This is a genomic window from Streptomyces sp. NPDC044921 (assembly GCF_056432865.1).
The window spans coordinates 463,270-479,671 of sequence record NZ_JBWKIF010000002.1; the positions used below are offsets into that span (position 1 = coordinate 463,270).

Genomic DNA, 16,402 nt, shown 5'->3' on the forward strand with positions numbered 1-16,402 from the left:
GGCCCGCGGCCGGTGCCCGTATCGCACAGGCGAGCACCGGCCGGCTCGTCACATGACGGGTCACCCGCCCCCGGCGGCTGGTCCGGAGCCGGGTGACGCGGGAGTCCGAGCGGGCACCGGCGGTGTGGTTCTGGCCCTGAGCGCCTCGAAGGCCGCCGCCGTCGGGCCGGCCGGTTCGGCCTGGTAGACGACCAGTTGCTGGTGCGGGGCGCCGTTGACGGTGAACGCGGCGAACCTGATGTGCAGATCACCCACCTCGGGATGTCTGAGGTGCTTGCCCTCCTGCGACTTGCTCTTGACCTCGTGCAACCGCCAGAGTGCCGCGAACTCCTCGCTGGCGCCGCTCAGTTCCGTGACCACCTCGGTGATCCTCCGCGCCTGCGGATCGTGGCCGTAGGCGGCCCTGAGCTCGGCGACGCAGGAGTGCGCCGCGCGTTCCCATTCCTGGTAGAACGCGCGGCCCGCGGGATCGACGAAGACCATCCGGGCGAGGTTGTCGAACCGCTCGAACCCGCTGTGCAGGGCGGTGGCCAGGGAGTTCGCCGCCAGGACGTCGAGGGCGGGTCCGAGGACGAACGCCGGGGTGTGCTCCCAGCCGTCCATCAGCTCCAGCAACTGCCGGCTGACGTCCTCCTGCCCGCCCTGGTCGCGCGGACGCCGCGTGGCGGCGACGACCAGCCGGTTGAGATGGCCCGTGGCCTCCGCGTCCAGTCTCAGCGCCTGCGCCACCGCTTCGACGACCTGCGGGGACGGACTCCGCTCCCGTCCCTGCTCCAGCCTGACGTAGTAGTCGGAGCTGACACCGGCCAGGAGCGCCACTTCCTCCCGGCGCAGTCCCGGCACCCGCCGTCGCCCGTGCTCGGGCAGTCCGACGTCGTGCGGCTTCAGGGCCTCTCGACGGGCTCTGAGAAAGTCACCCAAGGGTGTCCCATTGCTCATGCCCCCAGGCTAGACATGTTCCGGCCGCTGAGAAGGCCGGTGAGAGCGGCGATCCTGGGTGCGACGCACCCACGCTCGGCCGGTCCTCATACGGCCTTTCCGCCCTAGCCTCGACGCATGGACGTCTCGCATCCCGACACGGTCACGGGGCTGGGCCGGTTCCTCCGCGCCCGCCGGGAACGCCTCAGCCCCGTGGAGGTGGGCATCACCAGCAGCGGCCGCCGACGGGTGCCCGGTCTCCGGCGGGACGAGGTGGCCGCCCTGGCGGGTGTCAGCACGAGCTACTACGTGCGGCTCGAACAGGGCAGAGAGGTCCGTCCCTCACGCAGGGTCCTGGACGCGGTGGCGCGTGCGCTGCGGCTCGGGGAGGAGGACACCCGCCGGATGCACGACCTGGCCGGGCCGGCCGGACGCCGGACCAGGTCCCCGGCACGGGTGGAGCGCGTCGCCCCGCACCTGCGGGAGCTGATCGACGGCTGGACCGGGACACCGGCCTTCATCATCGGGCACGCCCAGGACGTGCTGGCCACGAACGCCCTGGCCGACGCGCTGTACGCCGACTTCGCCCAGTGCGACAACGTGCTGCGCATGCTGTTCCTCGATCCGGCGGCCAGGACGTTCTACCGCAACACCGACCGCGCCAAGTACCGTGCCGTGGCCGACCTGCGGCAGACGGCCGCGGAGTCGCCCGACGATCCCCGCGTTCTCCAGCTCGTCGGTGAACTGTCCGTCCGCAGCGGCGAGTTCCGCTCACTGTGGGCGCGTGACCCCGTCCGGGTCCCGCCGTACGAGGTGAAGCGGATGTACCACTCCGCGGTGGGGGAGATGGAGCTGCGGCACGAGGCGCTCGCCGTCCGCAGCGCGCCGGGGCAGCAACTCGTCGTCCTCCAGGCCGAGCCCGGCTCGCCCTCGGCCGACGCCCTGGCCCTGCTGGGATCCCTCGGGGCGCGGGGCCGGGCCGCCGACGTGTGAGTGGACACCGGGCGCGCGGACCCGTGCCGGCCTTCGCTCCCCTTCGCTCCCCTTTGGTCCCTTCGGTCCATTCAGCCGGCGCTCGATGCCGGCGGGAGGCGTCGCGGTGCCGGACAGCCGCGTCTCGTTGTCGCGGTCGGCCGTCACCTGGACGTCGAACCAGGGCTTGAGGGTGTGCCGTGCCCACCGCGCGTAGGCGTGGGCGAAGGCCTCGTGATCGGTGGCGGTGTCCGCGGTGGCCGCGATGCGCTGTGCGGCCCACCGGAGGAGGGGAACGTCCTCGCCAGGACGTCGAAGACGTGCGGATCGTTCAGGGCGGGGAGCGTCGGATCGGCGGTGGTGCACACGAGGGCCACGCCGACCAGGCCGTTGTCGGACGGGAAGGCGATGCTCAGGGCGTAGGGCGCCGCGGATGTGTAGGGGGCCCGGCTCGGTGGGCGCGTGCCGGGACGCAGGCGGTACCAGCGGCAGGCGTAGGCGAGTCCGACCCGGTGCCGTTCGCGCTCCGGGGCGGGCGCGCCGAGATCCGAGAGCCGGCGGCCCGCGGGGGAGCGCCTGCCGCCGGCGTCGATGACGAGGTCGGCGTCGATCCGCCCGTTGTCGAGCCGTACGCCGGTGACCCGGGGGACGCCGTGCCGGGCCTGCCGTGCCAGCAGTCCCTGTACACGTGCTCCCTGGAGGAGGCGGACGTTCCGCTCCTCGCGCACGGACGACCACAGCGCCGTCTCCAGCAGAACGCGGCGCGTCCGGACAAGGACCAGGTGTTCGTCGCCGTCGCGGTGGGACGGGTGCTCGGTGAACCAGTCGAACTCGTGCTGCTCCCACGCGCCCAGCCGCCGCAGTCGCGCGTAGACGTCGGGGGCCTCGACGGCCAGCACGGCTCGGGCCGGGCTTCTTCTACCGCTACGCGGCCCCCGGGCAGCGGTAGCCCGCCCTGCGCCTCGACCGCCCTGTCACGCCCACGCAACGGACCGGCACCGGCGCGCAGGACCTGCCCCCGTGCGGCTGCCAGGGTTGGGTGCCGGATGCCCGGAGATCCCGGTGACCAGGGCGAAAGGACACCGTGAGTGGGCCGCCTTGATCCCGTAGGGTGGGGGCGGCCGACGAGTCGGCACGCGGCCGCCGTCTCGCCACCACCCCCGGCGACCGAGCCGGCGACGACCCGACGATGCGCGTACCGAACGTCCCAGGCACTGCCTCACGGCTTCCCTTCCGTCGGCGTACGGGCGGACGGCCCGCCCGTGCCGGGGCCCGAACACCGAGAACGGACCATGAGCGACGACACCCTGTGGAACGTCCTGCGGGACGCCGCCCGCGAACGGCCCGGGCAGGTGACCGCCCACGTGCGCGGCGACGGCAGCGAAGCCGAGGTGACCTACCGGGAGTTGCTGACCGCCGCCCGGCGGGTCGCCGGAGGGCTGCGCGCCGCCGGGGTCCGGCCCGGCACGTGCGTTCCGCTGGTCGCCGACCGCAGCGAGGACTTCCAGGTCATGTTCTGGGGTCTCGTCGGCGCGGACCTGGTTCCGGTGCCGCTCGCGGCGGACGTCCGCCGGGTCCGGCCCGTCTGGGAGCACCTGGGCCGGCCGCCGCTGTTCGTGGACACGGCCGGTGAGGACGTGGCGCGGCAGCTGCCCGCCGGGGCGGCCGTGCTGCGGCTGGAAGAGGCCCGGGAGGGCGAGGACCTGGGCGGGCCCACCGAGGACCGGCCCGACGGCCTGGCCTTCGTGCAGTTCTCCTCGGGCAGCACCGGCGTGCCCAAGGGCGTCGAACTCACCCACGCCGCGGTGACCGCCAACCTCCGTCAGATCGTGGCCGTCTCCGACCTGGGCCCCGAGGACGTGGTGGTCAGCTGGATGCCGTACTTCCACGACATGGGCCTGATCGGCACGCATCTCGCGCCCCTCGCCGCCCGTGCCAAGCAGGTCAAGATCGGACCGCTGACGTTCGCGCGGCGGCCCGCGATCTGGTTCGAGACGGCCACCACCCACCGGGCCACGCACCTGTCGGCCGCCAACTTCGCGCTGGCGCTGGCGGCACGGCGCCTGTCCGACGCGGACATGGCACGCTTCGACCTCGCCACGGTCCGGCGGGTCGTCGTGGGCGCCGAACCCATCTCCGCGTCCGTCTGGCGCGACTTCGCCCGCCGCACCCGGCTCGCGGGACTGGCACCGCACGCCCTGCAGCCGGTGTACGGCCTGGCCGAGGCCACCCTCGCCGTGACCTTTCCGCCGCCGGGCGAGGTCGCCGTACCGCTGGCGCTCGACCGTGCCGCGCTCAGCCGGGGACGCGCGGTGGACGCCCCGGACGCCCCGGACGCCCCGGACGCCCCGGACGCCCCGGCGGCCGCCGCCGTGTCCGCCGGCTCCACCGTCGAACTCATGGACCTGGGGCATCCCGTCCCCGGCTGTGCCGTGCGGATCGTCGACGACACCGGGCGGGAACTCGGCGACCGGCGCGTGGGGCACATCCAGGTGCGCGGTCCCCAGACGGCCCGCGGCTACCGGGGCCTGCCCGACGCCACCGCCGCCGCCTTCACCGCCGGGGGATGGCTGCGCACCGGGGACACGGGCTTCCTGCGGGACGGACGGCTGTGCGTCACCGGCCGCTACAAGGACGTGTTGTTCCTCAACGGGCTGAAGCACCACGCCGCCGACCTGGAGGACGTCGCCGCCGCCACGCCGGGACTGCCGCCCGGCACGGTCGCGGTCGTGGGGTCCACCGACCCGGACACCGGAGGCGAGCGCGTGGTGGTCTTCGTCTCCTGGGCGCGCCCGCCGCGCACGGCCGACGAGGTGCTGGCACGGGTCGCCGCCCGGGTGGGGGAGGCGCTCTTCCACGACGACGTGCGGGTCGTCGCCCTGCCGCCCGGCCGGTTCCCGCGGACCACCAGCGGCAAGGTGCGGCGCCACGTGCTGCGGGAACGGTTCGAAGCGGGCCGGTACTCCCGCGTCGTCACGCGCGGAAGCGGCGCCGCCCCGGCCGCGCCCACCGGACGGCGGCTCCCACGGGGCGCCGGCGCGCCGCGGTCGCGGGCGGCGGTCGAGCGGGTGGTGCGCGACGTGTGGGCCGAGGTCCTCGGGACGGACGGCTCCCGGATCGACGCCCACGTCTCGTTCCGCGCGCTGGGCGGCACCTCTCTGAAGGCCATGGAGGTCCTGGCCGCGCTGGAGGACGCCTTCGGCACCCCGCTGGAGACAGCGGCCCTGCGCGCCGGGGCGGACACGGTGGCCGGGCTCGTCGACCACCTCCTGGCCCAGCCGGACAGGGGTGCGGCGAACGCGGGGGACGGCGGCGCTCTGGAGGGCGCGCCCGGCGCGGCGCGGAGCGGTGTGGACGCCGGGGAGGGTGGCGGTCCGGCTGGCGCGCATGGTGTGGGCGTCGGGGAGGGTGGTGGTCCGGCCGGTACGCATGGTGTGGGCGTCGGGGAGAGTGGTGGTCCGGCCGGTACGCATGGTGTGGGCGTCGGGGAGGGTGGTGGTCCGGCTGGCGCGCATGGTGTGGGCGTCGGGGAGGGTGGTGGTCCGGCCGGTACGCATGGTGTGGGCGTCAGAGGGGGTGATGGTCCGGCCGGTACGCATGGTGTGGGCGTCGTGGACGGGGGCGGTCCGGCCGGTACGCAAGGTGCGGGCGTCGTGGACGGGGGCCGGGCCGACGACGTGCAAGGTGTGGGCGTCGTGGACGGGGGCCGGGCCGACGGCGCGCAAGGCGCGGATGTCGTGCACCGGGACGGGCCCGGCGGCACGGTCGGCACCCTTCCCGTCGGCGGTGCGGGCCGGCGGGACCCTGACGGTCTCGCCGTCGTCGGTCTGGCCTGCCGGTTCCCCGGTGCCGACACACCCGAGGCGTACTGGCGGTTGCTCGCCGAGGGGCGTGACCTCGTCACCCCCGTGCCACCGCACCGCTGGGCCGGCGCCCGGGTCCCCGCGGCCCGCTGGGGCGCCTTCCTCGAGGACCCGGCCGCCTTCGACGCCGACCGCTTCGGGATGTCCGAGGAGGAGGCCCGCACCCTCGACCCACAGGCCCGTCTTCTCCTGGAGCTGGCGCACGAGGCACTGGAGCGGGCCGGATACGCCGGCCCGTCCCGCCGCGCCCACCGCATCGGCGTCTTCACGACGGCGGGGGACAGCGGCTACCGGGAGCTGCTGGACCGCGCGGCCGAGGACAGCGGCACCGGCCTGCCGCCCTCGGCGCTCACCGGGAACCTCCCCAACCTCCTCGCCGCCCGCATCGCCCAGCACTTCGACCTCGACGGCCCCGCCCTGGCCGTGGACACCGCCTGCTCCTCCGCCCTGGTCGCCCTGCACCTGGCCCGCCGCAGCCTCACGGCGGGCGAGTGCGACATCGCCCTGGTCGGCGGAGCCAACCTCCATCTCACCCCGACCGCGCACCGGATGCTGCACGCCGCACAGGCCCTGTCGCCGACCGGCCGCAGCCGGGCGTTCGCCGCCGACGCCGACGGGTTCGTGCCCGGCGAGGGCGGCGCGGTGCTCGTCCTGCGGCGGGAGGAGGACGCCCGGCGCGCCGGCGACGACCTGCTCGCCGTGGTGCGCGGCACCGCCGTCAACAACGACGGCACCTCGCTCGGCCTGATGGCGCCCAACCCCGCCCGCCAGCGGGAGGTCATCACCGCCGCCCACGCCGCGGCCGGTGTCGACCCGGCCGACGTGACGTACGTCGAGGCGCACGGCACCGGCACCGCCCTCGGGGACCCCGTCGAACTGAAGTCCCTAGCCCACGCCTTCCCGCCGCTCCCCGGGGACCACCCCCGGCTGCTCGGCTCCGCCAAGACCAACATCGGCCATCTGCTGAACGCCGCCGCGCTGCCCGGCCTGGTCAAGGTCGTGCTGGCGCTGCGCCACGGCCAGGTACCGCCCTCGCTGCACGCCGACCCGCCCTCCGCGCTGGTCGCCGAGTCCGGGTTCCGGGTGCCCGGGCGGCTCGTCACCTGGCCCGTCCCACCCTCACGGGGCCCGCTGGTCGCGGGCGTCAACGCCTTCGGCTTCGGCGGCACCAACGCGCACGCCGTCCTCCAGCAGGCCACCGGGCAGGCGCCGCACGGGCCCCGGCCGGACGGTGGCCCCCATGTGCTGGCACTCTCCGCCGCGACCCGGCCCGCGCTGCGCGCCCTGGTCCGCGACCTGTCGTCGCACCTGGACGCCCACCCCGGGATCTCCACGGCCGACCTGTGCCTGACAGCCGCGACGTCCCGGGACGACGACCGGCACCGGCTGGCTCTCGTCTGCGGCGAGGACGGCGACCTGCGCGCGCGGCTGGCCGCCCTCGCCGCCGCCCAGACCGAAGACCTGGCCGGTCACCCGGCCGACGACCTGGCCGGTGACCGGGCCGGTGACCCGGCCGACGACCTGGCGGCGGAGACCGACCCGGCGGAGGACGGCGCGCCCACGGATCCGGACGTGTGGACCGGGACCGTCCGCACCCGCCCCCGCCTCGCCTTCCTCTTCCCCGGACAGGGCAGCCAGCGCCCGGGCATGGCCGCGCGGCTGTACGCCACCGCACCGGTGTTCCGGGACACCCTCGACGAGGCGTCCGCCGCGCTCGGCCCGGTACGGGGCCGCACCCTCACCCACTGGTGCACCGATCCCGGTGTAGACCCGGCCGAACTGGCCCGCACCGAGATCACCCAGCCCGTCCTGGTCGCCTTCGGCATGGCGCTGTTCCGTCAACTCGGCGTCTGGGGCGTCGTACCGGACGCGGTCGCCGGCCACAGCGTCGGGGAACTGGCCGCTGCCTGTGCCGCCGGCCTGCTGCCGCTGTCCGACACGGTGCGCTTCGCCGCCGCTCGCGGCCGGGCGGTCGCCGAGCTGACCGAGCGCGGCGCGATGGCCGCGGTGCTCGGCGCGGACGACGCCGTCGCGGCGCTGGTGGCCGCTTCGGGCGGTGCGCTGGCCGTCGCGGCCCGCAATGCCCCCGGCCGTCTGGTGCTGTCCGGCACGGTGCGGGCCGTGGAGGACGCCCTGGCGGACCTCACCGCGCGGGGCGTCGCCACGCGCGGGCTCCGGGTCGCGCACGGCTTCCACTCGCCGCTGATGGAGCCGGCCGCCGGGGCGGTGCACGACGCCGCACGCGCCCTGTCGCCGGGCACCGGACGAATACCGCTGCTGAGCACCCTGACGGCCGACTGGCAGCCGGCCCCGGACGCCGACCACTGGCGCGAACACGCCCTGCGCCCCGTCCGGTTCGAGGCCGCGGTCCGACGGCTGGCCGAGGACGGGTACGACACCTTCGTCGAACTCGGGCCCGGCACCGACCTGCAGTCCGCCGTGCGCGGCACCGTCGCGGGCCGCCCCGGCGCTCCCGTGACCGTGCTGCCCGCCCTGCCCGCCGGGCAGCGCCAGGAGGGCGGCGGACGTGGTGAACTGCTGCGCGCCGTCGCCCGGTTGTGGACGCGCGGTGTCGCCGTCGACCACGCCGCGCTGGCGCCGACGGGACGCCGCGTGCCGCTGCCCACCTACCCCTTCCAGCGGCGCACCTACTGGCCCGGCCCGGATCCCGCCCGCCTGCTGCACCGCGTCATCTGGACACCGGCCCCCGTCACCAGGTCCGCTGCAGTCGCCTCCCGCACGCCGTCCCCCGAGGCCGCCTCCCTCGCTCCGTCCGCCGAGGCCGCCTCCCTCGCTCCGTCCGCCGAGGCCGCCTCCCTCGCTCCGTCCGCCGAGGCCGCCTCCCTCGCTCCGTCCGCCGAGGCCGCCCTCCTCACGCCGTCCGCCGAGGCCGCCCCTCTCACGCCGTCGACCGAAGCCGCTGCCCTCGCTGCTTCGGTTCCCTCCGCCCCGGTCACCCTCGTCACGGGCCCCGACGCCGAGGCGGTGCGGGAGCTGTCCGGGTGGCTGGCCGAGCGGGGCGTGCCGGTGGCGCAGCCGGGTACGACCTCCGCCCACACCGTCGTGCACCTGCCGCGACGGGCGGGGGAGGACGCCGACGGACCGGCGGTGGCGGCCGACTTCCGGCACGCGGTGCGGCAGTTCGACCGGGCCGGTGCACGGCGCCTGCTCGTGCTCACCGAGGACGCCCACCGCACCGGCACCGACGGCGAGGCCCGGCCGCGCCCCGAACAGGCCCTGCTCACCGGGCTGGCGCTGGCGTTCCCGCAGGAGACCGAGGGCGCTCGGCTGGTCTGCGCCGACCTGTCCTCACAGGACGCGCGGGAGCGGCGGCTGGACGCCGTCCTCGCGGAAGTGACCGCCACCGCCACCGGCACCATCGCCGCGACCGCCACCAGCGCCTGCGTCACCGCCTGGCGGGGCGGCACCCGGCTGCTGCGCGACATCGAGCCCCTGTCCGGCGCCGACGTGCCGGGTGCGGACGGCCCGCTGCCCGCGGACGGCGTCTACCTCATCACCGGTGGTACCGGCGGCCTCGGCGCGGCACTCGCCCGGGACCTCGCCGGACGCGGCCGCCCCACGCTTGTCCTCACCGGCCGCTCCCCGGAGCCCCCCGCCGGGCTGCTGGCCGAACTCGCCGAGTCCGGCGCCGACGCGCGCTACCGGCAGGCCGACGTGACGGACGAGCGGCAGCTCGACGCCCTCTTCGCGGAGGCTCCCGCACCGGATGTCGTCTTCCACGCGGCGGGGGTGGCCCTGCCGGGGTCGTTGCGCGGCACCGGCCCGCGGGACACCGACCGTTCGCTGGCCGCCAAGGCGCACGGCACCCGGCTGCTGGCTCGTGCCCTGGACCGGCACGGGTACCGCCCGGGCCTGTGCGTCGCCTTCTCCTCGGTGGCCTCGGTGCTTCCCGGCGCCGCGGGCGCGCTCGGCGACTACGCGGCGGCCAACGCCTTCCTCGACGCCTTCGCCGCGGCCGAACGCGCCGCCGGGCGCCGCTGGCTGGCGCTGAACCTCGGCCCCGTCGCCCGTACCGGGCTCGCCGCCGCCGTCGGGGACGGCGTGCCCTCGTCTGCGGGCGGCGCCCCGCTGGCCCCGGCCGAAGCGTTGCGCGCGCTGCGCGCGGCCTGTGCCGTCGACACGGCCCAACTGGTCGTCGCCGACCTGACGGCCGCGCACGGCCGGGCACGGACCAGCACTCCGGCACGGACCAGCACTCCGGCACGGACCAGCACTCCGGCACGGACCAGCACTCCGGCACGGACGGACACCGGGCCCCGGGCAGGGACGCCAGGACCGGCGGTCCCCGCCGCGCACCGCCCTGCCCGCACCGCGGCCGTCTCCGGCGAGACGTCCGGCACCCGCCCGCTGGTGCGCGGCCTGCTGGCCGAGGCCCTGCACCTGCCCGAGGAGGCCGTCGACGAGGACCAGGCCTTCCTCGCGCTCGGCCTCGACTCGCTGGCGGCGGTCGACCTGGTCCGGCGACTGGAACGCGCCCTGGGCCGGGACCTGCCGGCCACGCTGTTCTTCGAGTACCGCACGGTGCGCGAACTCGCCGCCCACCTGGACGCCCGGCCCGCCGCCGACGGCACCCGGCCGGCGGCACCGCACGGCGACGCGTCCGGCCCCACCGCGGTCACCGAGGAGGGCGTACCGTTCCCGCTGACCCCCGTCCAACTGGCCCTGCACACCAGCAGCGCGCTGTATCCGCGGACCCCGGCCCGCGGCTGGGTACGGCACACCGTCCGCGGGCCCCTGGATCCCGCCCTGCTGCGCCGCGCCCTCACCGCGCTGGCCGGACGGCACGGCATGCTGCGGGTGCGCATCGGGCACGACGGCGGGGTACCGCACCAGATCGTGACGCCGGGCCCGCCAGCCGAGGTGAGGTTGGAGACGCGGTCGTGTCCCGGCGGCGGAGCGGCGCTCAGCGCGCTGGAGACGGAGCTCGCCAACCGGCCCCTGGACCTCACGGCAGAGGCCCCCTTGCGGGCCCTGCTGGTGACCGAGGACGCCGAGGTGGCCCATCTGATCCTGGTCGTGCACCACCTGGCCGCCGACGGCTACAGCCTGAACGTGCTCGGCACGGAACTGTGGACCCTCTACACCGACCTCGCGCTCGGCCGCACCCCCTCCCCGCTGCCGCCCGCCGCGGACTTCGCCTTCTACGCCACCGACGCCCGGCGACCCGCCGTCCGCGCCGACGACCTCGCCCACTGGACGGCCCGGCTGGCGGACCACACCCCCCTGTCCCTGCCCTACGACGGCCGCCCCGACCCCGAGGGCGGCCCCGGGCCCCTCGTCGCCGTGCACCGCGCCCTGGACGAAGGTCTCGTCGCCGCCCTGCGCGAACGGGCCGCCGCGTGGCACGTCTCCCTCTTCCATCTCCTGCTCGCCGCGTACGCCCGCTCCCTGACCCGGTGGAGCGGGCACCGGACCGTCGCGGTCAACGTCGCCCGGGCCGGCCGGGACGCCCGGCTGCCCGGACTCGACCGGCTGGTCGGTCCGCTCGCCGACACCTTGCCGCTGCTGCTGGACACGGACCCGGACGAGCCGCTGCCTCGCCTCGCCGAACGCGTACGCCTGGCCTGGCTGGAGAGCGAACGGCACGCCACCGTCAGCAGTCTCGACCTCGCCCGGATGATGCCGGGCGACGCCTCCGGGCCGCGTGCGGTGAGTCCGGCGAGCTTCAGTTTCGCCCGCTTCCCGGCCACCCTGGACGCGGACTGCCCGGTCGACGTGCGGCCGACCGCCGCCGGCACCGGCTCCGCCGCCACCCGGCTGAGCCTGCTGGTCTGGGAGGACGGGCCCGTGCTGCGACTGTCCTGGAACGTCCCCGAGCGTCTCCTCACCGCCGCCACGACGACCAGCCTGGCGACCGACTTCGAACGGGAACTCCGCGCGCTGGCGGGCGCGGACGGTTCTCCCGACGCGCGGAACGGCCTGCGTGCGCCGGCACCCGCGCCCGTTCCCGGGGCGACCGTCGTCGGCCGTCTCGTGGAACGGTTCCGCACCGACCCCGACGCGGTCGCCGTCGACGACGGCCGACTCGCCCTGACCTACCGGGACCTGGACGCCGCCACCCGCGCCCTCGCCCTCCGGCTCCACCAACAGGGCGTCCGGCGGGGGGACTTGGTGGGCATGCTCACCTCGCCAGGGCCCGGCACGGTGATCGCCGTCGTGGGCATCCTGCGCACGGGCGCCGGATGGGTGCCGCTGGACGCGGAGCATCCGGCGGCCCGGCTGACGGAGCAGACGACCCGCTGCGGCGTCCGCGTGGTCGTGCACGACGACCGCACCCGGCAGGCCGCGCGGGCGCTCACGGCCACGACAGCCGTCCCCGTGGCCACAACATGCGCCGACGACGACAACGCGCCCGTCCCCGCAGCAGGGTCCGTCCTCACAACAGCGTCAGTCCCCGCCACCGGATCCGGTCTCGCGAGCGGGCCCGCCCCGGGGGCAGCGGACGACTTCCTCGAAGGGACCGCCGCGGCGGACTCCGACGCGACGGCCTACGTCATCTTCACCTCCGGCTCCACCGGCCGCCCCAAGGCCGTGCCCATCACGTTCCGCGCGATGGAGAACTACCTCGACTGGGCCGTGACCACCTTCTCCTACGGCCCCGGAGACCGGCTCGCCAACACCTCCTCCCCGTGCTTCGACGCCTCCGTACGCCAGCTGCTCGCCCCGCTGCTGACCGGCGCCACGGTGGTGACCGCCGACCGTGACCTGGTGCGCGACCCGGAACTGCTGCTGGAGTACCTGGAGCGGGCGCGGATCACCGTGTGGAGTTCCGTGCCGTCCCTGTGGGAGCGGCTGCTGGCCGCGGCGGAGAACCGCCTCCGGCGCGGCGAGCGACTGCCGGACCTGTCCGCGCTGCGCCTCGTGCACGTCGGCGGCGAGGTGCTGTGGGCGGACTGGGTGCGCCGCTGGTTCGACCTGTTCGGCCCCGAGCAGCGCATCGTGAACCTCTACGGGCCGACCGAGACGACCATCAACGCCACCTGCCACGTCGTCGACGAACGCCCCGCCGACGAGGTGACGGCGCTGCCCATCGGCCGTGCCGTCGCCGGGACGGAGCTCCTCGTGGCCGGCCCCGGCGGTGAGCAGGCCGGTCAGGGCGGCACCGGTGAGCTGCTGATCGGGGGCGTCGGCCTGTCCGCCGGTTACCTGGGCGAACCCGAACTGACGCGGGCCGCGTTCGTGTGGCGGGACGGCCGCCGCTGGTACCGCAGCGGGGACCGGGTGGAGGTGCTGCCCGACGGCGCGCTGCGGTTCGTGGGCCGGATCGACGACCAGGTCAAGATACGGGGCCACCGTGTCGAGCCCGCAGAGGTGGAGGCCGTGCTGCGGGCCCGTCCGGACGTGGCGCAGGCAGCCGTACTGGCCGACGCGGGACGACTGTCGGCCTTCGTCGCGCTCACGGCACCGGACGCGCTCACGGCACCGGACGCGCGCGAGGGCGTGGACGCGGTGGTGCTGCGTCGGTATCTGGCGGACCGGCTGCCGCCCTACATGGTGCCCGCCCGGATCACCGTGCTGGACTCCCTGCCGCTGACCGGGACCGGCAAGACCGACCGGCGGGCGCTCCTGGCGCGGGTCGAGACACCGGCCGCGGGCACGCCGTCGGCGTCGGGCACGCCGCGTGCGTCGGACGGGGTGCCGAAGAGGACGGGCGCCACGGAGGAGCACCTCCGCCGCATCTGGTGCGAGGTGCTCGGCGTCGACCGGGTCGGGCGTCACGACGACTTCTTCGAACTCGGCGGCGACTCCCTGCTGGCCCTCCAGGTCTTCGACCTGCTCGCCCGGCGGCACCGCGGGCCCCTGCCCCGGCCCACCGCCGTCTACCGGCACCGCACCCTGGCCGCACTCGCCGCGGCCGTCGATGCCGCGGCCGTCGATGCCGCGGCCGTCGACGCCGCGACCGTCGACGCCACAGTCGTCGCTGCCACAGCCGCCGACGCCGCAGCCGTCGGCTCCGAAGCCGCCGTTGCGCGGGCGGCAGTCGAGGACGACCCGCACCGCACGGCCGGTGGCGCGGCGCCGGCCCCCGGCGACCGAGACCCGTCACTCCCGGCGTTCCCGGACGCCTACCCCCTCACCCCCGGCCAGCGCGGCTTCCTGCTCGCCGAGGAACTGGCCCCGGGCAGCGGGGCGACCTGGCTGGCCCGGCTGCGGCTCACCGGCCCGCTCGACCGGGACCGCTTCCAGCGGGCCGTCGACACCCTGGTGGCCCGGCACCCCATGCTGCGCACGGTCTTCCCCGCCGGGGCGAGGCCGCCGGTGCAGCAGGAACTGCCCCCGTCGCTGCGGCTGCCGGTCGCCTTCGCGACCGTGTCCGGGCCGCAGGAGCTGGCGCGGCGGGTCGAGGACGAGCGGCGCCGCCGCTTCGAACCGTGGGCCTGGCCCCTGCTGCGCCTGAGCGTGTTCACCCTGACCCCGCAGGAGCACGTGCTCGTCGCGCACGCCCACCACCTGATCGGCGACGGTTACAGCGCCGCCCTGCTCCTGGCGGAACTCACCACCGTCCACGACGCCCTCAGCCGGGGTGCCGTGCCCGAACTGCCCGGGCTGCGCGGCACGTTCCGCGAGCACGCGGAACGTCTCGCCGGACAGCACGCGCACCCGCGGCCGGAGGAGGACGGCGCCCGGCGGCGCCGTGCCCACCTGTGCGCGCCGTACGCCGAACCGGTCCTGCGGGCCAAGCCCGGCGGAGCCGGTCAACGACAGCCGGCCCCGGCCCGCGGAGCCGTTCCGCGGCAGCCGGACCCGTCCGGCACCCTCGGCGTCGCCTCCGACGGTTTCCTCTCCCACGGCTTCGTCCTGGACGCCACCGTCGTCGGCGCGCTGCGCAAGCTCGCCGCCGAGGCGGGAGCCACCCTGTACGCGCCGCTGCTCGCCGCCTACCACCAGGCGCTCGCCGCCCTCACCGGCCAGGAGGATCTGATCATCGGACTGGCGGTGTCGGGCCGCGACCACCCCCTGCCCGACATCCACCGCGTGTTCGGGCCGTTCGCGACCGCCGTCGCCGTCCGGCCCTACGGCCCCGGCCACCAGGCCCCGCCCGGGGAGGACTTCGCGCGGCGCGTGCGCAGGGTCGTCGACGAGACGACCGCCGCCCGTGTCCACGAGGGCATCGTCCCGAGGGACGCCGCCGGACTGCCGCTGACGTCCCGGTTCTTCTTCACCTTCCTCGACTTCGGCGCCCTGGGCCCGCGTGACGGCGGCCTCCTGGCGGTGCGGTGGGACGACGAGGAGGACAGCGACTTCACACCGCCCGTCGCCGGTACGGACGTCTTCCTCGCGGTGCGGCCCGACGGGGACCGGCTGCGGGTCACCGTGCGCGGTGCGGCGGCGGTCTTCGACGAGTCCGCGCTCGCCGCGTTCGCGGAAGGGCTGCGCGACCGGCTCGTCTCCCCGGCGGTGCGACCCGCACGGCGGAGCACCGGCGGGCGGGCCGCGCTGGACGCCGCGCTCGTCGGCTATCTGCCCGCGCCCGCCCATCTGGCGCGGCTCGCGGGTCTTCCGGAGACCGGCACGGCCCGTGAGGACATCCGCCGCCTGCTCTTCCCGGACGGCGCACCGCGGCTGCTGGAGACGACCGCGACCCCGCTGGGCCGGTCCGGGTTCGTCGCCCTCCCGCTGTTCGCCGACGAACTCGCCGGCGAGCGCGCCCTGGCCGCTCACACCGCCGGCGCCGTGGACACGGCCGCGGCGCTGGGCGCCCGCAGCGTCTCCCTGGCCGGCATGATCCCCTCACTCACCGGATACGGCTTCGACGTGCTGCGCGCCTGCCGTGCCCCGGCGGCGATCACCACCGGGCACGCGGCCACGGTCGTCTCCGTGGTGCGCACGGTGCACGCCGCGCTGTCGGCCACCGACCGCGACCTGGCCGACACGGACCTGGCCGTGGTGGGGGTCGGCTCGATCGGCGCCTCCTCGCTGGAGTTGCTGCTCACCCTGGCCGAGCGGCCGCCCGCCCGTCTCGTGCTGTGCGACGTACCGGGCAGCGGCCCGCGCCTGCGCGACCTGGCACGGACGCTGCGGGACCGCGGTCTGGCCGGACAGGTCGACGTGCACGTCTCGGACCCCGGCCTGCCCGACGCGGTGTACGAGGCCGGCCTTGTCGTCGCGGCCGTCAGCGGTCACCGCACCCTCGTCGACATCGACCGGCTGCGTCCCGGCACCGTCGTCGTGGACGACAGCTTCCCGCACTGCTTCGACACCGGCCGGGCACTCGCCCGCATGCGCGAGGACGCGGACGTCCTGGTCCTGGGCGGGGGCCTGCTCACGGTCGGCGCCACCCGGCGCACGCCGGCGGAAGGGCTGCCCGAACGCGTCGCGACCACCGAGGCGGTGGCGCGGCACCTCCTCCCCGGCACCCTGGCCTCCTGCCGGACCGAGTCGCTGCTGCACGCCTGCGGTGCGGACGTGCCCCTGGTACGGGGGCTGGTCGACGGTCCCACGGCCCTCGCCTACTGGCGCGCCGTGGAACAGGCCGGGATCACGGCGGCGCCCCCGCACCTGCTCGGCCGGAACCTGGAACCGCTCACGGCGGCGGTCCGCGCACGGGCGGGCGGATTCCGGTCCCCGCCCTCGCGTCCCGGGCGTGACCGCGACCGTGACCCACATCACTGAGACGCCCCGCGGCG

General features: G+C 76.2%; 4 protein-coding genes. 2 read left to right on the forward strand and 2 right to left on the reverse strand.

Annotated features, from left to right (window positions below):
• Positions 1–60: 60 nt before the first annotated feature.
• A complete protein-coding gene (locus tag AC07DA_RS04795) occupies positions 61–939 on the reverse strand; it encodes a helix-turn-helix transcriptional regulator (protein WP_479124587.1) in 879 nt (292 codons plus the stop codon).
• 117 nt (positions 940–1,056) lie between these two features.
• Here AC07DA_RS04795 and AC07DA_RS04800 point away from each other — a divergent pair, with 117 nt between their 5' ends.
• Positions 1,057–1,911: a helix-turn-helix transcriptional regulator gene (locus AC07DA_RS04800; protein WP_479124589.1), complete on the forward strand. Its 855-nt coding sequence runs from the start codon at positions 1,057–1,059 to the stop codon at positions 1,909–1,911.
• A gap of 143 nt (positions 1,912–2,054) precedes the next feature.
• On the opposite strand, the gene AC07DA_RS04805 is transcribed toward AC07DA_RS04800, so the two are convergent.
• The gene (locus AC07DA_RS04805) at positions 2,055–2,789 is read right to left on the reverse strand and encodes an NAD(P)/FAD-dependent oxidoreductase (protein WP_479124591.1); all 735 of its coding nucleotides are present in this window, start codon (positions 2,787–2,789) and stop codon (positions 2,055–2,057) included.
• A 393-nt stretch (positions 2,790–3,182) separates the two neighbouring features.
• Here AC07DA_RS04805 and AC07DA_RS04810 point away from each other — a divergent pair, with 393 nt between their 5' ends.
• On the forward strand, positions 3,183–16,388 hold the full coding sequence (locus AC07DA_RS04810) for an amino acid adenylation domain-containing protein (RefSeq protein WP_479124593.1): 13,206 nt from the start codon (positions 3,183–3,185) through the stop codon (positions 16,386–16,388).
• Positions 16,389–16,402: the final 14 nt, after the last annotated feature.

Bases quoted from the DNA above. Each gene is read 5' to 3' on its own strand.
- AC07DA_RS04800 (WP_479124589.1), top strand. From the start codon at position 1,057: ATGGACGTCTCGCATCCCGACACGGTCACGGGGCTGGGCCGGTTCCTC.
- AC07DA_RS04795 (WP_479124587.1), bottom strand. From the start codon at position 939: ATGAGCAATGGGACACCCTTGGGTGACTTTCTCAGAGCCCGTCGAGAG.
- AC07DA_RS04810 (WP_479124593.1), top strand. From the start codon at position 3,183: ATGAGCGACGACACCCTGTGGAACGTCCTGCGGGACGCCGCCCGCGAA.